Source organism: Actinomycetota bacterium (assembly GCA_014360645.1).
Taxonomy (GTDB): Bacteria; Actinomycetota; Geothermincolia; order Geothermincolales; family RBG-13-55-18; genus Solincola_B.
Window position 1 is genome coordinate 146511 of the sequence record JACIXD010000008.1, and the last position, 26199, is coordinate 172709.

The 26199-nt window shown below is 65.6% G+C and carries 21 protein-coding genes and 1 tRNA gene; 14 read left to right on the forward strand and 8 right to left on the reverse strand.

What is annotated here, in order from left to right; translation table 11 throughout:
• Positions 1–9 precede the first annotated feature (9 nt).
• Both H5T74_08950 and H5T74_08955 read left to right on the forward strand, forming a co-directional pair.
• Positions 10–684: a DUF2085 domain-containing protein gene (locus H5T74_08950; GenBank protein MBC7230499.1), complete on the forward strand. Its 675-nt coding sequence runs from the start codon at positions 10–12 to the stop codon at positions 682–684.
• A gap of 156 nt (positions 685–840) precedes the next feature.
• Positions 841–1131: a hypothetical protein gene (locus H5T74_08955; GenBank protein ID MBC7230500.1), complete on the forward strand. Its 291-nt coding sequence runs from the start codon at positions 841–843 to the stop codon at positions 1129–1131.
• Positions 1132–1223: 92 nt separating this feature from the next.
• Here the strand turns inward: H5T74_08955 and H5T74_08960 are convergent, their stop codons facing one another.
• The 4 genes from H5T74_08960 to H5T74_08975 form a co-directional block, all read right to left on the reverse strand.
• Complete coding sequence (locus H5T74_08960; GenBank protein ID MBC7230501.1) at positions 1224–2099, reverse strand: radical SAM protein; 876 nt, start codon at positions 2097–2099, stop codon at positions 1224–1226.
• Between the two features lie 248 nt (positions 2100–2347).
• Positions 2348–3064 carry an ABC transporter ATP-binding protein gene (locus H5T74_08965; protein ID MBC7230502.1) on the reverse strand — a complete coding sequence of 239 codons (717 nt, stop codon included), beginning with the start codon at positions 3062–3064 and terminating at the stop codon, positions 2348–2350.
• A 4-nt stretch (positions 3065–3068) separates the two neighbouring features.
• Positions 3069–4220 carry an ABC transporter permease gene (locus H5T74_08970; protein ID MBC7230503.1) on the reverse strand — a complete coding sequence of 384 codons (1152 nt, stop codon included), beginning with the start codon at positions 4218–4220 and terminating at the stop codon, positions 3069–3071.
• 601 nt (positions 4221–4821) lie between these two features.
• Complete coding sequence (locus tag H5T74_08975; protein MBC7230504.1) at positions 4822–5424, reverse strand: NUDIX hydrolase; 603 nt, start codon at positions 5422–5424, stop codon at positions 4822–4824.
• 61 nt (positions 5425–5485) lie between these two features.
• Between H5T74_08975 and nifS the strand changes: the two genes are divergently transcribed.
• Positions 5486–6652 (forward strand): cysteine desulfurase NifS, encoded by a 1167-nt coding sequence (gene nifS / locus H5T74_08980; GenBank protein ID MBC7230505.1) that lies wholly within the window; start codon positions 5486–5488, stop codon positions 6650–6652.
• Between the two features lie 18 nt (positions 6653–6670).
• On the opposite strand, the gene H5T74_08985 is transcribed toward nifS, so the two are convergent.
• Positions 6671–7105, reverse strand: a complete 435-nt coding sequence (locus H5T74_08985; GenBank protein ID MBC7230506.1) for a tetratricopeptide repeat protein — start codon at positions 7103–7105, stop codon at positions 6671–6673.
• A gap of 338 nt (positions 7106–7443) precedes the next feature.
• Between H5T74_08985 and H5T74_08990 the strand changes: the two genes are divergently transcribed.
• From H5T74_08990 to H5T74_09015, 6 genes are all read left to right on the forward strand, one after another.
• The gene (locus H5T74_08990; GenBank protein MBC7230507.1) at positions 7444–7842 is read left to right on the forward strand and encodes an AMP-binding protein; all 399 of its coding nucleotides are present in this window, start codon (positions 7444–7446) and stop codon (positions 7840–7842) included.
• A 5-nt stretch (positions 7843–7847) separates the two neighbouring features.
• A complete protein-coding gene (locus H5T74_08995) occupies positions 7848–9029 on the forward strand; it encodes an AMP-binding protein (GenBank protein MBC7230508.1) in 1182 nt (393 codons plus the stop codon).
• Between the two features lie 31 nt (positions 9030–9060).
• Positions 9061–9136: transfer RNA gene (locus H5T74_09000), tRNA-Gly, on the forward strand.
• 263 nt (positions 9137–9399) lie between these two features.
• Positions 9400–10746, forward strand: coding sequence for an N-acetylmuramoyl-L-alanine amidase (locus H5T74_09005; protein ID MBC7230509.1), 1347 nt, complete (start codon positions 9400–9402; stop codon positions 10744–10746).
• Positions 10747–10899: 153 nt separating this feature from the next.
• On the forward strand, positions 10900–12273 hold the full coding sequence (locus tag H5T74_09010; protein ID MBC7230510.1) for an MBL fold metallo-hydrolase: 1374 nt from the start codon (positions 10900–10902) through the stop codon (positions 12271–12273).
• A 539-nt stretch (positions 12274–12812) separates the two neighbouring features.
• Positions 12813–13199 carry a hypothetical protein gene (locus tag H5T74_09015; protein MBC7230511.1) on the forward strand — a complete coding sequence of 129 codons (387 nt, stop codon included), beginning with the start codon at positions 12813–12815 and terminating at the stop codon, positions 13197–13199.
• A gap of 177 nt (positions 13200–13376) precedes the next feature.
• Here H5T74_09015 and H5T74_09020 read toward each other — a convergent pair whose 3' ends face one another.
• Complete coding sequence (locus H5T74_09020) at positions 13377–14228, reverse strand: SDR family NAD(P)-dependent oxidoreductase (protein ID MBC7230512.1); 852 nt, start codon at positions 14226–14228, stop codon at positions 13377–13379.
• A 278-nt stretch (positions 14229–14506) separates the two neighbouring features.
• Between H5T74_09020 and H5T74_09025 the strand changes: the two genes are divergently transcribed.
• On the forward strand, positions 14507–15691 hold the full coding sequence (locus H5T74_09025) for a hypothetical protein (GenBank protein MBC7230513.1): 1185 nt from the start codon (positions 14507–14509) through the stop codon (positions 15689–15691).
• Between the two features lie 228 nt (positions 15692–15919).
• Entirely contained in the window at positions 15920–16924 is a 1005-nt protein-coding gene (locus H5T74_09030; GenBank protein ID MBC7230514.1) for a protease inhibitor I42 family protein, read from the forward strand.
• Between the two features lie 384 nt (positions 16925–17308).
• On the opposite strand, the gene uvsE is transcribed toward H5T74_09030, so the two are convergent.
• Positions 17309–18196 carry a UV DNA damage repair endonuclease UvsE gene (uvsE, locus tag H5T74_09035; GenBank protein ID MBC7230515.1) on the reverse strand — a complete coding sequence of 296 codons (888 nt, stop codon included), beginning with the start codon at positions 18194–18196 and terminating at the stop codon, positions 17309–17311.
• A 396-nt stretch (positions 18197–18592) separates the two neighbouring features.
• Here uvsE and H5T74_09040 point away from each other — a divergent pair, with 396 nt between their 5' ends.
• The 3 genes from H5T74_09040 (at position 18593) to H5T74_09050 (ending at position 23366) form a co-directional block, all read left to right on the forward strand.
• Positions 18593–19192: a DUF308 domain-containing protein gene (locus H5T74_09040; protein ID MBC7230516.1), complete on the forward strand. Its 600-nt coding sequence runs from the start codon at positions 18593–18595 to the stop codon at positions 19190–19192.
• Positions 19193–19418: 226 nt separating this feature from the next.
• Positions 19419–22538, forward strand: coding sequence for a bifunctional metallophosphatase/5'-nucleotidase (locus tag H5T74_09045; GenBank protein MBC7230517.1), 3120 nt, complete (start codon positions 19419–19421; stop codon positions 22536–22538).
• Positions 22539–22772: 234 nt separating this feature from the next.
• Entirely contained in the window at positions 22773–23366 is a 594-nt protein-coding gene (locus H5T74_09050; protein ID MBC7230518.1) for a GIY-YIG nuclease family protein, read from the forward strand.
• A 317-nt stretch (positions 23367–23683) separates the two neighbouring features.
• Here the strand turns inward: H5T74_09050 and H5T74_09055 are convergent, their stop codons facing one another.
• A complete protein-coding gene (locus tag H5T74_09055) occupies positions 23684–26068 on the reverse strand; it encodes a hypothetical protein (protein MBC7230519.1) in 2385 nt (794 codons plus the stop codon).
• Positions 26069–26199: the final 131 nt, after the last annotated feature.

Below are 26199 nucleotides of genomic sequence, written 5' to 3' on the forward strand. Positions count from 1 at the left end.
GGCGGGTCGTTGTCCTGGTGGGACCGCATGCTGTGGGAACTGGGTTTCGCCATCTGCCACCAGGAGCCTGATAAGCTGCTCCGCTTCGGGGACCGCCAGCTCTTCGTGTGCTCCCGGGACACGGGCATCTTCGTGGCCTTTTTCACCGTGCTCCTGGTCCTGTCCCTGGCGCGGGGCCGGGAGAGGGCGGGGATGCCCCCCGCCTGGATCCTTTCCGCCGCCGCGGCAGGGGTCCTCTTCCTTCTGTGGGACGGGCTGACCAGCTACCTCGCCTTTAGGGAGACCACCAACCTCCTACGCTTCCTCAGCGGCTTCGCGGCGGGGGGCGGGATGGCCTTTCCCGCCGCGGCCCTGGTGAACCGCGTGGTGTTCGGGGGCGACCGCTCCTTGCGGGTGGGCTCCGGTCCCGGTGATCTTATCCGGGCGGGGTGCGCTGCGGGAGCCGCGGCGGTGCCGTACCTGTGGCGGCCGGCCGCCCTGTTCTTGCCCGCGCAGCTCTGGCTGGCGGCGTGCCTGCTGGGCACCATATGGGCACTGAACCTGCTCCTGGTGCACCTGCTGCGGGGGAGGGAGGGGGTCGGCATGGTCCCGACCTATGTTCTCGCCGCGGCGGCCATGACCGCCCTGGAGTTCGCCGTCTCCCACTCTCTCCACCACCTCTTGCAGCCGGGCCTCCGGGCTTGATGTACCGCTCATGGACCGCCGCACCAGAGGATGTGCGGCCGTGCTCGCCGCCGCGCGCGGCGCTGAAGGGTTTGGTCCGCGGGGCGTGGAATACTCTTTTGAATGATGCAGGGAGGGGCTGCGGCTCCCTCGAGTCGCTTGGATCGGAGGTCAGACATGCACGCGAAAAAAGAGAGGATGAGGGTGGAACTCTACACCACCACCCACCGCATCGTAGCCGACCTGCACGTCTTCGCGGGAGCACGCCTCACGGACATCATGCAGTCCAGGGAGACCTCCTCATTCTTCGCCCTGACTGACGTGGAGGTGTACGAGCTGGCCACGGGGCGGGAGGTGTTCCGGACCGACTTCATAGATGTGAACCGCAGCCATATCGTCATGGTCCGCCCCCTGCAGAAGCCGCCGGCGGCATCCGCACCGCGCGAGGGCATGAGGCCTGGGTTCTAGCGCATAGCAGCAGGCCTGTCGATGGTCCGAGGAGATGGCTTGCGTACCTTGTCTCCGTTCCCCGGCGCGGGAGCCCGCGTGTATGCGTATCCTTACAGGTGGGTGAGGCGGCGGGGGGCGAGGAACTCCCGGGGGTTGCCGAGGGCCATCTCTACCGAGGCCAGCATCTTCTCGCGGTCCTCTGGCAGGTGTCCGTAGATGGGGACGTAGTTGGAGATGTGGTCGGAGAGGAACCAGGCGTCCTCCATCTCCAGCCTCTCCAGCATCACCCGTAGCTCGCGCATGACCGTCTCCCCATCGGCCTCGCGGAACCTGCCCTCGCGCGCCTCCTCGTAGAGGGGGATCCCGGGCAGGAGGGCGAGGGTGCGCGGCCGTATGTAATGGGGCTGCATGGCGTTGAGAACCCGGGCGGTGTTCTCTGCGTGCTGCAGCCAGAGGTCCTCCCCTCCCAGCCCCAGGAGGATATAAACCGAGAGGTCGATGCCCGCCTCCTTGACCCTCCTCGCGGCCTCGACCATCCCCGCCGAGTCCACACCTTTGACCATCCGGGCCAGGATCTCGTCGTCTCCCGATTCCAGGCCGAAATAGATGATGTCCAGCCCCGCCTCACGCAGGCGCCTCAGCGCTTTCACGGGCTTACCCTTTAGGAAGCGCGCTCCCCCGTAACTGGAAACTCTTTCCACTTCGGGGAAGAGTTCGCGGGCGTAGGCGATGATCTCGGCCAGCTTCTCGGAGTTCATGGCCACGGTATTGCCGTCGGCGAGGAAGATGGAGGGGACATACGAATAAAGCAACCTCGCCTTTCGCAGGTCCGCCTTGACCTCCTCGACATCGCGCACGCGGTATTTCTTCATCTTGTACATGCCGCAGAACACGCAGCGGTTGTGGGGGCAGCCCAGGGTGACCTGGATGATCAGGCTGTTGGCCTCGCAAGGCGGCCTGAAAAGGGGTTCCTCGTAAGGCAGCATCCTCCATCACTCCCACCGTATATTATAGGGGTCAGACCTCGGATCGGGAAACTAACCATAAAATGCCATAACGTGGCCTACCCCGGGAATCCCAGGACCCGGGTCCGGACCCTGGCCCCCCTCGTGGCAGCTTACCGACACTCGCCCCCGCAGACCGGAGATCCGGGGCCGTTCCCCGTGTACTCCTTTCGCCAAATGATCGGGATTCTCCGAGAGAGCCAGGACCCGGGGAAAGAGCCCGCTCTTCTTCAGATGGCGGGCGCGTCGTCGCAGGCGAGCTCCGCTTCCGGTCCCGCGGTGTCCCCGGCCACCCTGCCGTCACGCAGCGTTATGATGCGGCGGGTGTAATCCGCGACCATGGGGTCGTGGGTGACGATGGCGAAGGTCTGTCCGGTCTCGCGGTTGAGGTCCCGCATGAGCTCTATGACCCGGCAGGTGTTCTGGGTGTCGAGTTCGCCGGTGGGCTCGTCCGCCAGCACCAGCATCGGCCTGGTCACCAGGGCGCGGGCGATGGCCACCCGCTGTTGCTCTCCGCCCGAAAGCTGCCCCGGACGGTTGCCGGCGCGCTCCCTGAGCCCCACCATCTCCAGGGCCTCCATGGCGCGGCGGCGCCGTTCCGAGGCGGGCACCTTTAGGTAGCGCAGGGGAAGCTCCACGTTCTCGCGCGCGTCGAGCACCGGCAGCAGGTTGAACTCCTGGAAGACGAAGCCGATCTTCTCCCTCCGCAAGCGGGTGAGTTCCCGGGGGGAGAGCCCGAGGGTCTCCCTTCCCTCCACGGTGATGCTTCCCGAGGTAGGCGAGTCCAACAGCCCGATGAGGTGCAGGAGGGTGGTCTTCCCCGAGCCCGAAGGCCCGACAATGGAGAGGAACTCGCCCGCCTCGATGTCGAGGTCGAGCCCGTCCACGGCCCTTATCTCTGCGGGTCCTATCCTGTAGACCTTGGTCACGCCTCGCGCCGTTATCATGACCTCAATCCTCCCTCAGCGCCTCTATGGGCTTGAGACGCGCGGCCCTAAAGGCGGGGAAGAGCCCCGCCGCCGTGCCCAGGAAAGTGGCGAAGACCACGGGCCCGACCACAACCATGGGGGTCACGGAGAACACCGTCACCTGGCTGGAGGAGGTGGCGCCGTTGAGGAAGCGGACGGCAATCAGCCCCGCCAGCACCCCCAGGACTCCTCCGAAGAAACCTATCATGGCCGATTCCAGGAGGTACTCCGCGAGCACCGAGCCCGTCTCCGCCCCGATGGCTTTCTTGAGGCCGATCTCCCGGGTGCGTTCCGATACGGACATGATCATGGTGTTGATGATGGACAGGCCGCCCACCACCAGGGCGATGAAGCCGATGCCCAGGAGGATGGCGTTGAAGATCAGGCTGAACTGGGATATCTGTTTCCTGGCCTCGGAGGGGGAGATGACCTTGATGCCGCCCACGCCCTCCTCGATGCGCGCGGCCAGCTCCTCCGCGTCAACCCCTTCCTCCGGGATGACGTCGATGGTGGCGGCGATGTCCCTCACCTGGAAGTAGGGGTTCACCTCCCTAAAGAGGTCCAGCGCGTCCCGGTAGGACACGAAGGCGAAGCCGTCCGGGGCGGAGAGGGTGGGCGCGTATATCCCCACCACCTCGAAATCCCTCCCCCTGAGCTCCACCGCATCCCCTATCTCCACCTCGAACTTCTCCGCCAGGGTGGAGCCCAGCACCACGCGGCCCTCGTCCCCCTCCCGCAGGATGCGCCCGCGGTCGAGGTCTATGAGGTTCAGGAGATCCTGGGCCTTGCTCAACTCCGTCCCCACGATGAGCTCCGGAGCGCCGAAGCCCGTGCTCTGGTCGGAGAGGAGCAGCCCGAAGCCGGCCACGGCGCTCTTCACCCCCGGCACCGCCTCGATCTCATCCGCCTTGGAGAGCTCCAGGTAGCGGTCGGAGCCTCCGAAGAGGCCGCTTCCCGAGGGCACCACCGAGATCTTGCTGGTGAACCAGGTCTCGGCGCCCCTCACCTGCTGGTTGAGGCGTGCGGAAAGGGCGCCCAGCACCGTGAGGGCGAAGATGCCCACCACGATGCCTAGGACGGTGAGGAGGGCGCGCGCCCTGCGCCTCCACATGTTTCTCAGCACGTATACCAGCATGTTCACGCTCCCGACGCGAGAGAACAGCGCCGCGGGCAAGACGAAAGGAGAGGCGCCTTCGACCCCCGGTCACGACGGATCAGGGCATCACTCCCGTACCTGTCCGCGCCACCGAAGACCGACACGACCCCTCCTCCGTTAAACTCATCGGAAAAGAACCATATTCGTATTGAAGAACCATGCTTATTATTGACCTTCGCCCCGCCTTTATAACCCGATGGCGCTTGAAGCACATAACTTACGGGTGAAGCCAGACCTGACCTTCGCCCCGCCTTTATAACCCGATGGCGCTTGAAGCACATAACTTACGGGTGAAGCCAGACCTGACCTTCCCCCCGCCTTTATAACCCGATGGCGCTTGAAGGGGAAGCGATGGCGGCGAGGTGGCTGGAGGCGTGATGTGCGGCGCGCCGCCTCGCGTTCCGGGTAGGGGACGGGGGATCGCGGGCACCGCGCCTCCGCATCGCCCGGCACGTGGTGTTGCGCGTGATGAAACGTGAGATCGGGGATGACGCCCCGCGCCCGGAGGGAAGCAAGCGCTCAGGCCGCGCCCCGATTTTGCGAATACGTACTCCGCCGTCCTGCGCCGGATAGCACTCTTTCAGCCCGCTCCCGGGCCTCCCGCCTCGCGCAGCTTGATGATCTCCTCCACCGAGGCGTCGTGGAGGGCCACGCGGTAGGCGAACAGCCCCATGCCGGTGGCCAGCAGTCTCTCCCGGATGGGACCCTGCAGCTCCTCAAGGGTCACCCACCGCGTCTCCCTGATCTCCTCCAGATCCTGGTGGCGGAGCTCGCCGCCGTTGCGCATGGCGGTGAATACGAGGCTCCTCCAGTTCTCCGCCACCGGGCCGCAGGTGAAGCGGGCGTGGATGTGGAGTATGAAGCGGTCGAGCTCGATCTCCAGGCCGGTCTCCTCGCGCGCCTCCCTCAGCGTCCCCGCCTCCAGGTCCTCTCCCGGATTGGCGGCCCCGCTGGGGGCGCGGTAGGCGCCGGGGGGGAACATGTGCTTGGCGATGGCGGCAAACTCGCGGTAGGAGCGGTCTTTGAAGATGAAGATGGTGACGTCGTGGTTGCGGTCGTGTTTCTTCGACCCGCGCAGCATCTTCATCTCCGCGGGCAAGATCTCGAAGCCGAGATCCAGGTGGCGCGGGGCGCCGTAGCGCTCCTCCATCGCCGCGATCATCGCGTCGCTTACATAGGCCATGCCATGATTATATATAATCCTGTAAGGAATGATCGCGGTTCCCGTACTGGAGATGGAGATGATGGAGATGCGCAGGATCTACATGGACCATGCCGCCACCACCCCCCCGCACCCCGAGGTCACGGCGGCGATGCTCCCCTACCTCGGCGAGAGGTTCGGAAATCCCTCCAGCGTTTACGGCGAGGGCAGGGAGGCGCGAAAGGCGGTGGAGAAGGCGCGCGCGCAGGTGGCGGAAGCCCTGGGGGCGGACCCCTCCGAGATCTTCTTCACCAGCGGGGGCACGGAGGCCGACAATCTGGCGATCATCGGCGCGGTATACGCCTCCGGCCGGGAGAAGGCCCATGTGATCACCACCGCCATCGAGCACCACGCGGTCCTGGAACCGTGCCATTTCCTGCAGGGCATGGGCCACGAGGTGACCTATCTCCCCGTGGACGGATCGGGGATAGTGGACCCGGAGGAGGTGCGCAGGGCCATCACCCCCGCCACCGTGCTGATATCGGTGATGCACGCCAATAACGAGGTGGGCACGGTGCAGCCCGTGGGCGAGATCGCCGCCATCTGCAAGGAAGCGGGCGTCTATCTGCACAGCGACGCGGTGCAGACCGCGGGCGCCCTGGACGTCAACGTGGACCGTCTGGGGGTGGACATGCTCTCCCTCTCGGCTCACAAGCTCTACGGCCCCAAGGGGACGGGCTGCCTTTATATACGCAGGGGAACGCGCGTGCGCGGCCTGCTGCTGGGCGGAGGGCAGGAGCGGGGCATGCGCTCGGGCACGGAGAACGTGGCCGGCATCGTGGGTTTCGGGGTGGCCATGGAGCTGGCGGCGCGGGAATGGAAAGAGAGGTCGGAACGCATCCTGCCGCTGAGGGAGCGCCTAATCGCGGGCATCCTGGAGCGCATACCCCACACCAGGCTCAACGGGGACCGCGAGCGGAGGCTTCCCAACAACGTCAACGTGCTCTTCGATTTCATCGAGGGCGAAGCCATATGCCTGAAACTGGACTTCCAGGGCATCGCCGCCTCCACGGGATCGGCGTGCAGCTCCGTGAGCGGCGAGGCCTCCCACGTGCTCCTCGCCCTAGGCATCCCCCCGGAGGAAGCACACGGCAGCCTGCGTCTCACCCTGGGCAGGGAGAACACGCAGGAGGACGTGGATTACGTGCTGGAGACCCTGCCGCCCGTCGTGGAGGAGCTGCGCCGCATATCTCCCCTTTACCGCGGCTGAAGCCGTGCCTGGGGCCCTTCATCCCTCCCGGCGCTTCGGGCTTCCGCGGCGCGCCTTGCGCAGCAGTTCCATGCGCTCGGCGGCCATCTCGAAGCTGGGAGCCACCTCCAGCGCCTTGCGGTAATCCCTGCGTGCCGCCGCGATGTTCCCCTGCTTCAGGAAGAGGTCGCCGCGATAGATGTAGGTGATGGCCACCCCGGGCTCGAGGTTGATGGCCCGGGTGAGGTCCTCCAGGGCCCTCTCCCGGTCGCCCTTGCGCCAGAAGACCCTGCCGCGGTTGAGGTAGGCCAGGTAGAGATTGGGGTCGAACTCCAGCACCCGGGTGTATTCATCGATGGCGGCGTCCAGCTTGCCCTCCGCGGCATGGATGGACGCCAGGCTCATGCGGGTGATGGCCAGGTTGACGTTGAACATCTCGATGGCGAGGAAGTCGAACTCCTCTTCCGGGTCCATGCTCGAGATCACCTCGCTTCCAGGATTCGCGTAAAGTATAGCTGCCGTGCCCGGGCTTGAAAAGCGCGCCCGGTCATACCTTTCGGCCTCCCGGGACGCCGGACCGGGGGCGCGGAGCCCGCCCCGTTCCGCGATGCGGAGAAGCCGGCGCGGAACCGGGAGCGCGCGATCCTCGTTGAGGTGAGCGGGGGCACCGGACGCCTCTCCTCGGCGCTTTCTCGACACCCACGCCGAGCCCGAGGCCGCGGCACGGGACCCGCTCACCCGTGATGGTAATCTCTCTTGCTTCGGAGGTGTTGCCGGCGCCCGCCGGCATGCAGGCAGCAAGGAGGGAAACGATGAACGACCGCGAAAGGCTGGAGGGAAACCTCATGCGCCGGATGAACATCGGCGACATCCCCAAGCGCACGGCGGCCAAGTACCACGACCGGGTCGTCCTGGTGTACGGGGAACGCCGCATCACCTTCAGGGAGCTGAACGAGAACTGCTGCCGCATGGCCCACGTCTTCCAGGTTCTGGGTATCAAAAGAGGTGACCGCATCACTTTCATGACCCACTACTGCCTGCAGTACATCTATTCCTGGATGGGCGCCTGCAAGATCGGGGCGGCGATCAACCCCCTCAACTTCATGCTCATGCCCCTGGAGATAGAGCACATCGTGAACGACGCCGAGTCGCGGCTCTTCTTCGCGGAGGACGTCCTGGCGGCCACCGTGCTGGAGGCGCCCCCAGGCTGAAGAGCGTGGAGAGGTTCGGCATCATCCCCATGATCGCCCCGGATACCCCGCTGCCGGAGGGATGGCTGGACCTGGACGCGCTCTTCGTCTCCGAGCCCGACGGCTCCGAGCCCATGGTGGAGACCGACGACGACATGTGCTCGCGCCCCTACACCAGCGGCACCGAGGCCCTGCCCAAGGGGGTCATGAACACCCACAAGAGCTTCTTCACCACCCTCCTCTCGGGGACGGGCGACCTCAACATCGCCGAGGACGACGCCGCCCTGCTCTCCATCCCCCTCTACCACATCGCCGGCAAGTACCTGCTGCTGGAGTTCATCAACCTGGGCTGCAAGCTGGTGCTGGAGTACGCGCCCAACCCCATCGAGATTCTCGAGCTCACCCAGAGCGAGAAGGTCACCTACTGGGTCTACCCCCCGACCCTCTACCAGATAATGCCATCCATGCCCGGCTTCGATGCCTACGACCTCTCCTCCCTGAGGAAGTGCGTCTCCTTCGGCGCGGTCATGCCCGTGCCCATCCTGGAACAGTGGAAGAAGCTGCTGCCGGGATCGGAGTGGCGGAACTACTACGGCCAGACCGAGTCCGGCCCCCTGGGGTCGACCCTGCAGCCCGAGGACTTCGAGCGCAAGATCGACACCATCGGCACCCCCCACACCGGGGTGGAGATCAAGATCTTCGACGACGAGGACAACGAGGTGCCGGTGGGCGAGATGGGCGAGATCGTCATGCGCGGCCCCTCGGTGATGAAGGGCTACTACAACCTGGAGGAGAAGACCGCCGAGACCCTGCGGGTCGGATGGCTGCACACCGGCGATCTGGGCAAGTTCGACGAGGGGGGCTTCCTCTACTTCCTGGACCGCAAGAAGGACATGATCAAGTCGGGCGGGGAGAACGCGGCCTCCAAGGAGGTGGAGGACGCGATCATCGGGCACGAGAAGGTCATGCAGGTGGCCGTGGTCGGCCTGCCCGACGACTACTGGATCGAGATGGTCGCGGCAGCAGTGGTGCCCTACCCCGGCGTGGAGGTCACCGAGGAGGAGATCATCGCCTACGCCAAGCAGTACCTGGCCGGGTACAAGGTGCCCAAGAAGGTTTTCGTCATGTCCATGGAGGAGATGCCGGTGCTCCCCAGCGGGAAGATCCTCAAGCGCGAGCTGCGCGACCGCCTCTCCAAGCAGCAGTAGCGGTATGCTATAATCTTGTCCGGAAAAACGGGCGGGTCTAGCTCAGTCGGTAGAGCGCAAGCTTCCCAAGCTTGAGGCCGCGGGTTCGATCCCCGTGACCCGCTCCATGAGGACAGGCCGGAGGCGATGACCTCCGGCTTCTTTAATATGGGGTCGTATCTTCGATCTTCGATGCGGGCAACTTAAGGGGTCTTATTTGCGATTCCGGCAATTCATCATCGCTCTACCCTGGTCTGTCAAAGCCAAGCCCAATTAAGACCTCTTCAATAGAATCCAGATTCCGGGCATGACCCCTTGGATTTACGCGTCGAAGATCGAAGATACGACCCCAGGTCCTGGTAGAATTGACGGTATGGTAAAGAGCACACGCGTGAGACCATGGGCGGCGGTTTTCCATGCTGTCCTGGCGGGAGCCGTGATCCTGGCGCTGGCGCCGCCGGCAGGCCTTCTCGTCTCCGGGTCCGGCTTCGTGGCGGCGGCCGCCCCCGCCACCTGGGCCCACGACTCCCTGGGTGCCACCTCCCCCTCCCGCGTCTGGTACCTGGCGGAGGGGGCCACGGCGGGGGGCTTCGAGACCTGGCTGCTGGTGCAGAACCCCGGCGATGCCCCGGCGGAGATAGACGTGAAGCTGCACACCGAGGACGGGGAGAGGCAGGGGCCCGCGGACACCATCCCTCCCCGCACCCGCCGCTCCTACGACCTGGGGAGGTACGTCGACACCTACGACGTCTCCGCCCTGGTCACCTCCTCCTCCGGGGTGGTGTGCGAGCGCGCCGTGTACGGGGGCAACCGCACCTGGGCCCACGACTCCCTGGGGGCCACCTCTCCCTCCCGCGTCTGGTACCTGGCGGAGGGGGCCACGGCGGGGGGCTTCGAGACCTGGCTGCTGGTGCAGAACCCCGGCGATGCCCCGGCGGAGATAGACGTGAAGCTGCACACCGAGGACGGGGAGAGGCAGGGGCCCGCGGACACCATCCCTCCCCGCACCCGCCGCTCCTACGACCTGGGGAGGTACGTCGACACCTACGACGTCTCCGCCCTGGTCACCTCCTCCTCGGGGGTGGTGTGCGAGCGCGCCGTGTACGGGCGCCCCGTGGTCTGCCTGGACCCCGGGCACGCCGCCACCCCCTCGGAGATAGACCCCGAGACCGGCATCAACACCCAGGACTGGATAAACGAGCCGGAGATCGGCATCGTCTTCGACATCGCGGTGCGGGCCCGGGACATCCTGGAGGCGCGCGGCGTGAGGGTGGTGATGACCAAGGCTTCCGCCTACGACCCCGTGAACCTCAGGCAGAGGGCGGTCATCGCCAACCAGGCCCGCGCGCGCATGATCGTGCACATCCACTGCGACCCCGGGCTGCCGTCGCCGACCACCTTCTACCCCGGCCCTCCCCCCTACGACTGGAAGGCCAACACCGACACCGGCAGGACCGCCCGCATCGATCCGGCGGTGCAGGCGGCGAGCGAGGCGGCGGCGAAGAGGTTCCACGCCGGCATGATCGCTTACCTGCGGAACGCGGCGGGGACGGGGGACGGCGGCACGGTGATCGAGAACCGCGGCACCACCGGCACCGGCAACTACGGCCCCATCTTCAGCTACGACATCTGGAGCGAGGTCCCCACCTTCACCCTGGAGAACAACCTGGCCTTCGCCGACGCCCACCGCCAAGAGATCGCCGAGGCCATCGCCGCCGGCATCCTCTCCTCCCTCTGACGGGGTCAGGTCTTGAATCTCGAATTCTTGGCCGTAATTTACCATAGGTTTCGGGGCGGGAAGGCCGCCGCCGCGCTCGGCCGGTAACCCCTCGGCCGCGCGGGTATATTTACTTTGTGCCCTGATGAAACGAAAGTGGAAGAGGAGGCGGGGATGTTCCTGGAAACGGTCATATCGCCCGGGCTGGCCCACCTGTCCTACATCCTGGGGGACGGCGGCAAGGCGGCGGTCATCGACCCCCGCAGGGACTGCGACGCGTACCTGCGTATCGCCGCCCGCGAGGGGTGCCGCATCACCCACATCTTCGAGACCCACCGCAACGAGGACTACGTGGTAGGGTCCACCGCCCTGGCCGCAGCCTGCGGGGCGGAGGTCTTCCACGGCGCCCAGACCGCCTTCGGCTACGGCAGCGGCGTCTCCGGGGGCGAGGCCTTCGAGCTCGGGAGCCTGCTTCTCTCCGTGCTGCACACCCCGGGCCACACCGGCGAGAGCATCTCCCTGGTCCTGTACGACACCGCCTTCAGCCGCCAGGAGCCGGTTGGCGTGTTCACCGGGGACACCCTCTTCGTGGGCGACGTGGGCAGGACGGATTTCTTCCCCGGGCGCGAGGAGGAGATGGCCGGGCTGCTCCACGAGAGCATCTTCGCTAAACTCCTGCCCCTGGGCGACGGGGTGATCCTCTACCCCGGGCACGGCCAGGGCTCCATCTGCGGCGGCAACCTGGCGGCGCGGGAGTTCTCGACCCTGGGGTACGAGAGAAGGCACAGCCCCGCCCTGCGCCTCGAGGAGAGGGACGATTTCATCGCCCGTCTGACACGGAGGCGCCTCTTCATGCCCGCCTACTTCGAGCGGGTGCACGCCCTCAACCAGGAGGGACCGCCACCCCTGGGAGCTCTGCCGTCGCCCCTTGCCCTCGATCCCGCCGCCTTCCAGGATATGGCATCAAGCGGCTACGTCCTCGAAGTCAGGAGCAAGGAGGCCTACGCCGGCGCTCACCTGCCCGGGAGCCTGGCCATACCCCTGGACAAGGTCTCTTCCTACGCCGGGTGGTACCTCGAACACGGCAAGCCCGTCTGCTTGGTGGTGGACTCACCGGATGACGTGGAGACGGCGGTGAGGCACCTGGTCCGCCTGGGCCTCGACGACGTGCCGGCCTTCCTCGCCGGGGGCATGCTCAAGTGGGAGGTGAGCGGGCGGCCCTACGGGAGGATGGCCGCGGTGCACGCCGCGGAACTGGTGGCGATGCTGGACGCGGAGGAGGACTTCTTCCTCCTGGACGTGCGCGCGGCGGAGGAGTACGCGGGCGCGCACCTGCCCACGGCGGTCAATATCCACCTGGGCGAGCTGCCGCGCCGCCTGGGCGAGGTGCCCCGGGACCGCAGGGTGGTCACCTTCTGCGGCAGCGGGGAGCGCGCCACCATCGCCGCCTCCGTCCTGCGCATGCACGGATACGAGGATGCCGGCGCCTGCTTCGGGTCCATGGCCGCCTGCAGCGCCCTCGGCTGCCCCCTGGTGCTGGAGGAATGATCCCCCATCGCGGCGGGAGCCTCATCCCGCGCGGGACAGGATCCCCTCCGCTTCCGCGACCATGCCCTCGACCAGCTCCCGGCAGCTCTTGACCTCCTTGATGAGGCCGATGGGCTGCCCCACCGCCAGGGGGGCGGTCGAGTGGCGCGCCCGATATCTCCAGGGCGGCCACGCGCTCCTCGCAGCACACCCGGAAGTAGTCCTGGTGCAGCTCCCTGGTGATGCGCACCGAGGGCATGAGGGAGATGTTGACGCAGAAGGGATTTCCGGTGAGGATCCTGGTCTCGGCGATCGCCTCCCGCAGTTCCTCCGCCGATCCGTAGTTGCCGGCGGTGAGGTTCCCCAGCGCGCCGGCGTTGTAGATGGCCGCGCAGAGTCCCGGCTTGGCCAGCCACATCATGCCGCCGCACATGATGGGATGCTCGATCCCGAACTGCTCAGTCATCCTGGTCTTCATCGCGCACCCCCCTTATCGCCGCATGCCGCGGTCCTTATGTATTATGGAGGAGGCTGGAAGGAAAAGGAGAGGAGCGGAACGCATGGGCATCATCGTCGATTTCGGGGACGACCTCGACCACATGCTCGACGAGCTGGAGGAGACCTACGACGGCAGGATCCTCTCCCCCCAGGGCAAGATAATCAGGGTCATGCCCGTGGTGGTCAGGAAGGAGGAGGAGAGCGGCCTTTGGATGTTCCACGGGCACGTCTACGTCACCACCATCTTCGACCAGGAGATCTACCAGGCGCTGCTGCAGACGGTGCCCATCATCGGTCTCCACGACCTGGAGGAGAGGCAGCGCGAGGCCCGGGCTGAACTGGACAAGCTCACGGCCAAGGTGGAGGAAAAGATACGCGAGAGGGGCTTCATCATCCGCCGCGGCCGCTACCAGTTCAGTCCCGAGGAGAACCACCCCGCGCAACCGTAAGGCCGACGGCTCCTGCCGGCATCTGGTTCCGGCCTTGGGTTCCTGCCTCTGGTTCCGGCATCTGGTTCCGGCATCTGGTTCCGGCATCGGGAGAGGTGGCCCGAGACGCCGGCCCGGGAACGCCGATACGCCTGAGGCCGCGTCTCTGAACCCGTTCCCGGGGCGTTTCCCGCCGGCTCAACGCTGGATGCCGAACATGCGATGCACGATGCCCTTCCTAAGGGCGAAGCGCATCACGGCGTGGTAGAGCTGTGGGGATATGCGGCGCAGCAGGATCAGGGGGCCATGGTGTATCCAGGGGACCACGATGACCGCCCGGTCCCGCTCCAGCCCCCGCAGCGCCGCCTCGGCCACCACCTCGGGGGGCACGCCCCGGGTGCGGTAATACTTCTCGATCTCGGGCTTGGCGCTCCGCCCCGTGCGGTCGTAGAGGTAGACCCTGCCGTCGCGGATGATGTTGGTGTCGATGTCGCCGGGACATAGCAGGCTGACCCTGATGTTGTGCACGCTCAGCTCGATGCGCAGGGTCTCCCCCATCCCCACCACCGCGAACTTGCTGGCGTTGTAGGCGGTCATGCCCGGCATGGCCACCAGGCCTGCATCGCTCGCGGTGAGCAGGATGGAGCCGCCGCCGCCCTCTATCATCCGGGGGACGAAGTAGTGCATCATGTAGACCGCGCCCCAGAGGTTGATGCCCAGCACCCATTCCCAGTCCTCGAGGGGCATCTCGGTGTACCAGCCACCCTGTCCCACCCCGGCGTTGCTGCATAGGATGTCCACATGACCCCATTCCGAGAAGAACGCGTCGGCGAGCGCCTCCACCTCCTCGCGCCTGGAATGGTCCACGCGGTAGCCGCCCGCCTCCGCGCCCTTCGCCGCGAGCTCGGAGAGGACGGCGTCGATACGCTCCTGCACGATGTCGGTGATCACCACCCGGCAGCCGGCGTCGGCCAGCGCCAGGGCCAGCGCCCTGCCGATGCCGGAGCCCGCCCCGGTGACCACGGCGGTCTTTCCCCGGAAGAAATCCATGGCATGCACCTCCACGCTGAGCTCGCTCGGCTCGTACCTCGCTCCGCGTCAATTATGCTCCCGCCGCGGACGCGCTGTCATGCCTGTCCACCGCGGGGTCACATCTTCCCTCTTCGGTCCCTGCAGCTGCGGGGCCGCATCTTCCATCTTCGATCCCGGTAACTCATGCGCGACCAGGGGCACATGGAGATGGCCGCTCCGAAGTTTCAACCCGCTCCTTTTGGGCATATATCCATGAGGGCAAGGAGAGCAGGCCAGCGGCGAGGGAGGGAGGAGACATGGGTTCCGGCAGATGGAAGTGGATACTGGCGGAGAACCTGGCGGTAGCGGCGGCGGCGCGGGCCCTGGGCAGGCGCGGCCTCACCTACCAGATCATACCCGTGGGCATGTACGGCAGCCGGCCGGTGGAGGAGCTCAACCGGGGGCTGGAGCCCAGGGACGACGCCCTCCACCCCTACAAGGGCCGCTTCTACTGGGAGTGGTGGTACTTCGACGCCCAGTTCGACGACGGGCACCGCTGCGTGCTGGAGCTGCAGTGGCCCAACCTCACCAACATGCTGGCGAAGGAATGCACCATGCTCTTCAACGTCTACACCCCCGACGGCCGGCAGTACAACAACATCGTGCCCTTCCCGGCCGATATGTGGAGGGCGTCGGAGGAGACCTGCGACGTGGCCATCGGGGACAACACCATCTCCGGCTACTACCCCGAGTACCGCGTGAGGTTCAGGCACGACAACCTGGCCTGCGACCTGCGCTTCGAGAACCTGCTCCCCGGCTGGACCCGCGGCACCGGCGAGATCATGTTCGGCATGCCGGAAAAAGAGCAGGTGTTCGGGTGGGTGGTGGCGCAGCCGCGGGCGCGCGTCTCCGGCACCCTCTCCGTCGACGGGGTGGAGCACCGGGTGACCGGCCTGGGCTACCACGACCACAACTGGGGGAACGGCATGGTCCCGCGCTACCTCTCGCACTGGGTCTGGGGGCGCCTAACCACCGACCGCCTGACCATGATCTTCGCCGACGTGGTCACCTCGCGCCGCTGCGGGGATATCCATATCCCCATCGTCTTTTTGGCCCTAGACGACCGCATCGTGCTGGAGTCCTTGCGGGCCGAATACCGGGTGGGGGAGTACGTCCCCGACAGCATCGGCTTCCAGGTGTATCCCTCCAGCGTTGAGCTGAGCTTCGAGGAGCGCGACGTGGCGGGCGAGTTCGCGTTCAAGGTCACCCGCGAGCTGGAGATGGTCAACACCCTGGCCGAGAGGCTGCCCGTGCCCCTGGTCAAGGCCATCGGCAAGACCCTGGCCGGCCCCGCCTACTACCGCTTCCTCTCCGACTACCGCGGCTGGGTGCGGGTGGGGGAGGAGAGGCTCGAGCTGGAGGGCGAGACCCACTGGGAATACATGATCATCGCCCTGCGCCGCGGGCAGATCCCCGGCCCCGGCCGCCGCATGCCCATCTAGGGGCCGCTCGGGATGAGCGGAAGCAGATCCGGGCTCGGCGCGCCTGCCGTGTCTGCGCTAAGTCACCGGGATCGAAGACCGAAGATCATGTCATACGGCACAGCTTTGGATGTGAACCCACAATGCGTGTCCGAACCACCGATCATCGCTTGGATCGATAATCGGAAATCCCTTGGATCGACCGGCATCGAAGATCGAAGATGTGACCCCATAATGCGTTATAATGATTTGGAGGATTTGGAGGGTATCGACCGGGAGGCAGGACGCAGGAGGAAGCAGAAGATGAAGCACTGCAAGACGGCGATCATCGCGATGTTCGTGGCCCTCGTGGCGATGTCCGTAGCCGCGGGCGGGTGTTCGATCGAGGGAGAGGTGAAGGAGTTCCGTGATCCCGCGGTGGAGATAGTGGTGGAGAAGGGCGATGAGTTCGCCATCGTCCTGGAGTCCAACCCCAGCACGGGATACCAGTGGAAGCTCAACCGCCCCCTGGACGACAAGATACTGACCCTGGAGAAGACGGAGTACGAGCCCCCGGAAGAGCAGTTGCTGGGAGCGCCGGGCGAGGAGAGGTGGATCTTCAAGGCACATGAGCTGGGCAGGACCACCATCGAGCTGGCCTATGTGCGACCCTGGGAGGAAGCGGAGGAATCCGGCCTGAAGGAGGAAAAAGCCGAGGAGGAGAAGGCCGGCGAGGTGAAAGAGGAGGGAAGCGCCTCGCATGCCTCCGGGGAAACGGCCGCGGGTGAGGGCGAGAAGACCGCCGGCGAGGGTGAATCCGTGATCATGCCCTCTCCGGAGCAAGAGGAGGGCCCCACGGTGGCGACCTTCCACGTATGGGTGAAGAAGAAGGGGAGCGCGGACAAGAAGCCCAAGGAGTTCAATGACCCCGACGAGCCCGTGGAGGTGGAGGAAGGCCTGCAGTTCATCCTCGTCCTGGAATCCAATCCCAGCACGGGCTATGCGTGGCAGCTCTCCGAGCCACTGGACGAGGAACTGCTGAGGCTAGTGGGCATGTCCTTCGAGAAGAAAGGCGGTTCCCACGGCGAGGGCGAAGAGGTGGTGGGCGCTCCCGGCGAGGAGCTCTGGACCTTCGAGGCCCTGAAAGCCGGCAGTACGGAGGTGAAGCTGGAATACGTCCGCCCCTGGGAAAAAGAGGAAAGGCCCGAGGAGACCGCCGTGTTCGAGGTGAAGATAAAGAAGGCCGGCGAGGAGGCCTCGGAGGGCGGACACTGAAAGAACGGCGTTGAGCGAAAGGGGCCGTTCAGCGGCCCCTTTCTCCATTCTGGCCCTTTTCTGGCAGATGACGAATCGATTTTCAGACACCCGGAACGCGTTCAGACCGGCCTTTCCCCTCAACCGCGCGCTGTCCTCCGCTGTCCTTCTCTGTGCAGTGATCCATGGCTACCGCGTCACCCCACCCTGGCCTTACGGTCCCTTGCCGCTATGCGGCAACCTCTTTCAGCGCCTGCCCGCGGTTTCCCGGGGACTTACCAGCGAGGGGAGAAGCGACGGGGCCTGCCGCGCCTCCTGACGGGGCTTGGCCCGCGCTTCCGGTACGGGGAAAGTTCTGGATGACGGGCGGGATGCCGCACGCCCGCGTTCGGCTACGGTGAGAGGTCAGACGATGCCGTATTCGCGGGCGATGGCAATAGCTTCCAGGGCGCTGCGCTCCTTGTCCTTCACCTCCAGCATGAGGTCGAAATCAAGCCCCCGCGTCTCCTCCAAAAAGGAACGGAAGTCGCCCTCGTCCAGAGAATCGGCGTGCGCTCCCGGCCTGCCTCCTTTCTTCTGGCTGCTGTAATCCACCATGGGCGGCCCGTCCTTCTCCTCCCAGGTGGAACCGGCCGCCGAGACGGCCTCCCGCAGTCCCTCGCCGCGGTTGTGCGCGGCATGGTGCAGGGCGTCGAAGACCACCGGTATGCCGGTCCTTTCGTGCACTTCCATGCAGTCGGCCAGGCCGTAGGACCTCTCGTCGTTCTCCACTGCCAGCCGCCTCCTGATCTCGGCGGGCAGCGCGCGATAGCGGCGCGCGAACCTCTCCAGGCTCGACCTCCTGTCCCCGTAAACCCCTCCCACGTGGAGCTGTATCTTGTGGGAGGCGGCCAGCCCCATGAGGTCGAGCACCTCTGCGTGGTAGGCGAGTTCCGCAACGCTCCTGGCGTGGATGTCCGCGTCGGGGGAGTTGATGAGGATGAACTGGTCGGGGTGCATGGTGACGCGCATGCCGTGCTCTATCACGAACCGTCCCAACTCCTCGAACTCCCTCCGGAAGACCTTCTGCCACGGGTAGTCGCATACCGGGTGTGAGGCGAAGGGCACCAGGTCCGAGGAGATGCGGAAGTAGAGGATGCCGTGCCTCAAGTTGAACCGCAGCTGTTCCATGAGGCAGGAGAGGTTGCCGCCCACCGTCCGCTCCATGTTCTCGGCGCTGTAGGACTTGAGCCGGAAGGTCCGCGAGCTGCGGCAGGCGAGGGAGAGGTTGATGCAGGCGTATCCTATCCTCATACCGGTGCCACCCCTCAACTTTTGGTGCCACCCCTCAACTTTTGGGGTCAGCCCCCAATCATCAACTTTTGGTGCCAGGCCTCAACCCATAATGGCATGCCCAGGTGCCGGAAGCCAATCTTGCGCGGGCTCGCGCTATCCGGGAAGAAGCGATTATCAAACGCATCAGGCCCGATGCCTCGATCGCGGCCTCAGGCTTCAATACAGCCATGACCTCAAGGTCCAGTACCTCAGGCCTCAGGCCGATGACCAGTCCTTTTCCCAATGCCTGCGAGTCCGATCCCACTGGCCTGGGGGGAGAGGTGAAGGGCGTCTGCCGCAGAATATATGGATAATATGGATAAGGACGTGAAGCCGGAATGGATCTTATTTGCCAGGATCTATCGGAGGTGGATCATGAAGGTCGAGATGGAGGTGAGAGGGGGACTGCTGTTCATCCCCAGCACCCCCTGGGCGGTGCTCTTCGAGGGCCTCGGCATCATCGCCCTGGGGATCGTGCTGGCCGCCTGGCCCGGCGCGAGCCTCACCCTGGTGAGGGTGGCCTTCGGGATCCTGGCCCTCGCCTTCGCCGCGGTGCAGGTCTTCGCCACGGTCTCGGACAAGCGCGAGGACAGGTGGTGGAGGGTCCCCCTGGCCGTGCTGGCTGGCGCAGCCGGCATCGCCGCCCTCGCCTGGCCGGACGCGACGGAGAGAGTGGTCCTCATCATCCTGGGGCTGTGGTTCATGCTCACCGGGGCCGTCCTGCTCGCCGCGGGCCTGAGGCTTCCCGGCGATATCCCCGCGCGCTGGGTGGTGGTGGCGGCCGGGGCGGTCCTTTTCGTCTTCGGCCTGGTGCTGGTGGTTAACCCCGCAGACAAGTCGCCCCGGGAGATGGCCTCGACGCTGGTCGTGCTCATCGGGGCCTTCGCCATCGCGGAGGGTCTGATCATGGCCCTCTACGCTATCCTCCTGCGCAGGGCGCTGAAGGCCCTGGAGGAACTCGCGGAAGCGGAATGATGATAATGGGCCGACAATAATAGGCCGACAAATAGCGGCGGCGGGAAAACCTCCTCGGCGGGCCGGGCGGGCTGGCCGCGAGAGCGCCTTCCACGTGAACGTTTCAGGGTTTAAGCGGGACTACCGTGGGGCATATATCACTTGGGACGCGGCGCGCAGCAGCGGTTGCGCGTTGTGAGGTTCCGTCCGTACCGGCGTCGGCTTCATGACCTGGGAGGTGAGGTTCTTGCGTAGAGCGAATTGGAAGAGAGCCATGGGCGTGCTGGCCTGCCTGGTCCTGCTGTGCGGCCTGGTGGTAGTGGCGCCCGGGGGCAGCGGGGCGCAGGCGCAGCCGGCCAAGAGGTTCACCATCCTACATACCAATGACGAGCACTCTGACGTCATACCCTACGGCCCCGCCGTCGATTACCCGGACCACCCCACCACCGGCGGCTTCTCGCGCATCGCCCACGAGATCGCGCGCATCAAGGCCGAGAAGGCGGCGGCGGGAGAGCCGGTGCTCACCCTCTCCGCCGGCGACTTCTCCCAGGGCACCCTCTTCGCCTGGCTGGAGACCCAGCCCGGCGGCCACGCCGAGCTCTCCCTCATGCAGGCCATGGGGTATGACGCCGTGGCCCTGGGGAACCACGAGTTCGACATGGGGGCGGGATACCGGGCCATGGCCCTGGGACAGGCCAAGGCAGACGGGGTGAAGCTCCCCATCCTCTGCGCCAACATCAACTTCGACGACACCAAGCCCGAGGCGGCGGCCCTGCACGCCCTCTATTCCGCCGTGGACAAGCAGGGAAGCGAGCTGGCCATCCAGCCCTACACCGTGAAGACGCTCTCCAACGGCTTAAAAGTGGGCATCTTCGGCCTTTTGGGCGTGGAGGCGGAGGCGGTGGCGCCCGCAGCCGCGGCCACCGGGGTGACCTTCGGCAACGTAGTCGGCAATCCCACCGACCCGGTGAGTTTCATCAACCGCGTCATCGTGGCGCAGAACATGGTCAACACCCTGCGGGACGCCGGCTGCGAGGTGGTGGTGGCCCTCTCCCACAGCGGCACCACCGAGGAGCAGAACCTGGCAAAGTTCGTCACCGGCATCGACGTCATCGTGGGCGGGCACAGCCACGACCTCAACTACCCGGCGAACGTCATAAACAACACCATCGTCGTGCAGGCCGGCTCCTACACGCGCTACCTGGGCGAGCTGGAGCTGGAGTACGCCGGCGGCAAGGTCAGCGTGGTGGGCGCCCAGGCCATCCCCATCGACCAGGACATCCCCACCGTCCCGGCCATCGACGCGGCCATCCAGGCCTATATCGGCGGGTTGAACGCCACCTTGAGCATGGACATCCTAGCCCCTTACGCCGAGACCGATCTGGATGGGGACGGCGGGTTCAACCTCAACGACACGCCTCCCTTGGTGGAGACCAACCTGGGTGACCTGGTGACCGATTCCTTCCGGACGATAGCGAGCGCCGCCGATCCCGCTCACCCCATCCGTCTCGCCGTCGAGGGCAACGGCGTGATAAGGTCGGGCATCCCCAGGGGAGGCCAGGGACGCTTCAGCTTCTACGACCTCTATCGCGCCTTCCCGTTGGGCATCGACCTCTCCGGCACGCAGCCGGTCCCGCCGGGGTACCCCATGGTCAGCTTCTACCTCTACGGGGCGGAGATAGCAGGGGCGCTTGAAGCCACCCTGGAGATGGGCCGAAACGACTTCTTCCTCCAGCTCTCTGGGGCCCGGTATCACTACCGCCCGGCCGCGCCCGAGGGAGAGAAGATCGTCTCCTTCGAGGTGGACGACATGGCGGGAGGATGGGAGCCCATCAACCCCGGGGCGCTGTACAAGATCGCCACGGCGCAGTACGATGCCTATTTCCTCAGCGAGTTCGGTCTCGTCCCGCGGGATGCGGCGGGCAACCCCACCACCGTGGACGCGAGCATCGTCCAAGTCGGGGCGACTCAGCTCAAGTGCTGGCAAGCCCTGGCGCAGTACGTGGGAGGCATGCCCGACCTGGACGGAGACGGCCTGCCCAACATCCCGCCTGACTACATGTACCCGCAGCTCCGGATAACCGAGGCCGGCTGGTTCCTGGCCGAGGGCTCCACGGGCGGGGGTATGGAGACCTTCGTCCTGGTTCAGAACCCCGGCGATTCCGACACCCACGTCAACGTGAAGTTCCAGACCGCCGAGGGAGAGGTGGCGCCTCCCGAATTGCGGGGGGTGACCGTCCCCGCCAACTCCCGCCGCACCTTCAAGGCCAACGACTGGGTTCCTGAAGAGTACGACGTCTCCACCAAGGTGGAGCCCATAGACGGAGAGGTCATCTGCGAGCGCGCCATGTACGGCGACGGCCGTGCCTGGGCCCACGACTCCATCGGGGTCACCACCCCGAATCCCGCCCAGGAATGGTACCTGGCCGAGGGCTCGACGGGGGGAGGCATGGAGACCTGGCTGCTGGTGCAGAACCCGTACCGGTCCGCGGTGCATGTTAACATCACCTTCCAGACCGACTCCGGCCCGGTGTCCCCTCCGGACCTGCAGGGAGTGGAGATACCGGCGCAGTCGCGAGCCACCTTCGATGTGGGGCAGTGGGTACCCGACAACTACGACGTCTCCACCTTCGTGGAGGCCGAGGACGGTCGGGTGGTGTGCGAGCGCGCCATGTACGGCAACGGCCGCGCCTGGGCCCACGACTCCATCGGCACCTCGGTCCTCTCGGATGATTGGTACCTGGCCGAGGGCGCGACCGACGGCGGTATGGAGACCTACGTGCTGGTGCAGAACCCGACCGCTGACGACGTGCACGTGAACATCACCTTCAACACCGACACCGGGGACATCGCGCCCGTGGAACTGCAGGGAGTGACCATCCCCGCCTACTCCCGCCGCACCTTCAAGGCCAACGACTGGGTGACCAACTACAACGTATCCACCTACGTTAAGTGCACCGACGGCGCGGTGGTGTGCGAGCGCGCCATGTACGGCAACGGCCGCGCCTGGGCCCACGACTCCCTCGGCGCCTCCAGGGCTTCGGACACCTGGTACCTGGCCGAGGGCTCCACGGGGGGAGGCATGGAGACCTTCGTCCTGGTGCAGAACCCCAACACCACCGCGGCGAAGGTGAACATCGTCTTCCAGACCGGGGAGGGAGAGAAGGCGTTCGCGCCCCTGCAGGGCCTGGTCATACCTCCCGTTACGCGATACACCCTCAAGGTCAACGACTGGGTGCCGGACGACTACGAGGTATCCACCGCCGTGCGGGCCGTCGAGGGGACGGTGGTGGTGGAGCGCGCCATGTACGGCAACGGCCGCTCCTGGGCGCACGATTCCGTGGGGTATGTGCCATGGTCATGGTAGTCGGTAAACCGCGAAGGGAGCAAAGTGCGTCGACGCCGCGAGCGATAAAGCGATAAAGCGGAAAGCGAGCCGGAGATGGGCCGGGACTTGTACCCGGCCCTTATATATGCATATATGCATATACGCTCTGCCGATTTTCTTCTCACGGGCGAGAGATCCGAGGACATTTTTGGAGATGCACGGCTTTGCATTTCGAAGGCCTCGTTAACCTGAGGGTCAGGGGGAAAATATCGCATGGAAGATGTGATGAGGAGCCATGATGGACCGGTCATGACGGGGAAGAGGCCGAGAGGCGAGGTTTCGCGCCGGCCTGCCGGGCCCACTGAGTCGGAGGCGATATCCTGTCGCGGGATGCTGATGGCAGGTAATGGAATAACGGACGGGGTGCCGGAAAGCGGGGTGTATGTTCTCGTGGCCAGGCTGTCGCGAGCGATGACGATCCGCGTCGGATCCCTCGGGGAAAAGAGTTTAAGGAAGGGCCGTTATGCTTACGTCGGCAGGGCGAAAAAAGGATTACGGGCGCGCCTCGCCCGGCATGTCAGGAAAGAGGGTAAGCGGCTCCGCTGGCATATCGACCACCTCCTGGAGGCCGCGGTACTGGAGGAGATATGGATCCTTCCCCTCGAGACGGGCGAGTGCGAGACCGCCTCCGGGATGGCGGCGAGGGGCGGCGACAGGGATGGTCTGCGGGGCTTCGGCTCCGGAGACTGCCGCTGCCCCGGCCACCTGCTATACTTGGGCTGGAAACGCCCCGTGCCTCCCGCGGATGTCCTTTTGTCGGTCAGGGTTCCTGGCGGCGGCGTCAGACCTCGGGAAATTGGCGGGTGAGGGGGATAGAGGGGCAGGACGCGAGACGTCGCGGGCCATGTCACGGGGACCGTTACCTGGATATGTCGCCGGCCGACTTCACCTGCAGAGGCCGGACGACGTCCCCCATCGCGATGTCGCCTTGAGGGCGATAAGAGACACGTCTACAGCCCATATCTTTCCTCCCCGTGGAGAGATATTCCCGGCGATTCGGGAATACTGCCCGCCCGGTATCAAGATGCGCGGTGTAGATGCCGCGCATGGGCCCCCGGGGCGAAGCGGAGCAAAAGGAAGGGCGCCCCTCGGGGCGCCCTTACGCTCGCCTTTCCGTCAGTATCTCAGGCCGCTCCCTTGCGGGAGAGCATGATGCCTCCTCCCACCAGCCCCAGGGCGATGAGGATGGAGAGCACGATGGCCACGATCCAGCTCGTCTTGCTGCCGCTCACGTAGTTGTAGGTGGGCTTGGACTGGTACACGAAGCGCACCTGGTTCTCGGCGTCCTCGGCGCGGCCCAGGAAGTGGTCGAACTCGTCGGCGCGCTGCGCGATGGCCTCCAGCTCCGCAGAGCTCAGGTTGAGGGTGGAGACCATGGTGGTCAGGCCCTCCTCCAGCTTGCTGGTGCCCTCTCCCACCTGCGTGAGGCCTTCGGTGAGCTTGCCGGACCCGTAGAGCAGGGTGTCGGGGGTGCCGTGGCTTCCCAGGCCGGCGACGGCGTCCCCCAGCCCGGCGGAAAGCAGCATCAGGCCTTCCTTGACCCCCGGGCTGTTGACATCCCCGGAGGAGAGGCCGGCCTTTATCTGGGTGAGGCCGTTCTGCATCGCCGCCAGGGCGTAGAGCAGGGTGCCGTTCACGGTCATGTCGCCGATGCCTCCCTTGATGGAGTTCAAGCCCGACTCGATGGCCGCGATGGCGAAGAGGAGGGTGTTCTCGTCGGTGGGAGCGCTTCCGATGCCGTTCTTGATGGAGACCAGCCCGGCGTAGATCTGGGACAGGCCGTCGGCCATCTGCCCGACCCCGGCGATCATCTGGTCAGCCCCGCCCTTCAACGCCTGCAGGACCTGAATGAGGCCAGGGTCCACGAAAGTGGGATCGTACTTGGTTATGTCTGTGTAAATGGTGTTTAGCCCACCAGCGATGTTCGCCAAGGTACCCCCGAGTGGCGGGACCTGCGGAGGAACGCCGTTTTCGATCAGATTGATCATCTGGCCTTGAAGAATAGGGTCGGTAACCTGTTCAATCAAGGTCCTCAAATAGATAGACGGCCCCGAGGTCGTCAAGCTCGTGTAAACGAAGCTGGTCCCGCTGTAGAGGTTTCCTGAGCCCGCAGGGTCCGTATAGTCCGCCAGGGTCTGCGCTGCCCCGAGCAGGGAGTCCGCGTCGCTGGTGGAGCCGATGGCGCCGCTTATCTGCTGCAGACCCTTCAGGATGTCTTGAGCCGCCGGGTCGGGATTCCTCAGGCCCAGCATGACCGCGTAGATGCCGCCGATGAGGCTGTTGGGGTTGGTGGCGTCTCCCAGGCCGTTGGAGATGGCCTGTAAGTTGGTGTGGATGGCGTTGGCGGCGTAGAGGAGCGTCTGCTCCGTGGTCTCGGAGCCGATGCCCGCCTTGATGCCCTGCAGGCCCTCAATAGCCTTGGCGTCGGCATAGAGCAGGGTGTCGGGCGCGCCAGCGGAGCCGATGCCTGCCGCCATCTGGGCCACGCCAGGGATGAGCTTGGCGTCGATGTTCGACTTGGCGGTGGGCAGGCCGCCCGCCAGTTTCTGCAGACCTCCGTCGATGGCGGTGATGCCGTACAGCAGGGTATCGGCCTTGTCGGGAGCGCCCACGCCCTGGTTGAGCTGTTTCACGCCCCCGTACACCTGCTTGATGGCCGGCCCCAGCAGCTCCAGGGGGTTGGACTGGTTGGTGTGGGGGAACACGAAGTTCACGCTCAGGGTGAGGGGGGGCAGCTTGAAGTCCTTCACGTCCGCCGCCACCCAGATGGTATGGCTCTCCTCCGTGGCGGGCGGGAAGAGGGGTATGGACCAGCCCACGTTGAAGAAGTCCGGCATGGGCACGATGATGCCCGTCTCGTCGCACTCCAGGTTGAAGAAGATGGAGTTGTCGAAATACCAGTCATAGGGGAGGATGACCAGGGGGAGGTAGACGTCCACCTCCTCCTTCTTCATCTCGCCGGTGGCCGGGTCCTCGTACTCCACCACCCGCTTCTCCTTGCTGGTGTTCTTGAGGGTCAGCTCCATCTTGAAACGGCCGCTCTTGCCGGTGATGGTGTCCAGGTCGGTCACCGGCTCGCCGTCGAACCAGTACTTAAACTTCACGTCCAGGGGGATGCGCGTCCTGGCCTCCTCCACCATGGCCTCGGAGAGCTTGGTGTTGGCGACCACGTTCTTGTTGCCGCTCACGCTTATCTCGGGCCATACGATGTAGTCCCCCTCAACCTTGGGCTTGGCGAAACTCTTCACCCCCTGGAAGCCTCCGACCTCCTCGAAGGCCTTTTCCTGCTTGACGGTGACGGTGCCGTCGCCGTTGAGGCTGAGGATGTTGAAGACCTGCACCTCCTCGATCTCCCCCGTGGAGGTCATGGTGCAGAGGACGAACTCCGAGTCCAGGACCCTGACGTTGCCGCCGCCGCTCTTGGCGCTCGCCGGGATGGCCATGGCCAGCGAGGCCACCAGGCCCATGGCCACCAGGATGATGAAAATCCTTTTGACTCGCCTCATCATCTTCACCCCCTCACTCCGCCGCCGGGACTTCCGCGGCCTTGGACCTGGAGAGCAGGAGGGCGTCCAGCACCGCCGCCAGCAGCAGGCCCACCAGGAGGGAGAGCACCGTGCCCACCAGGGTGGTGATGGCG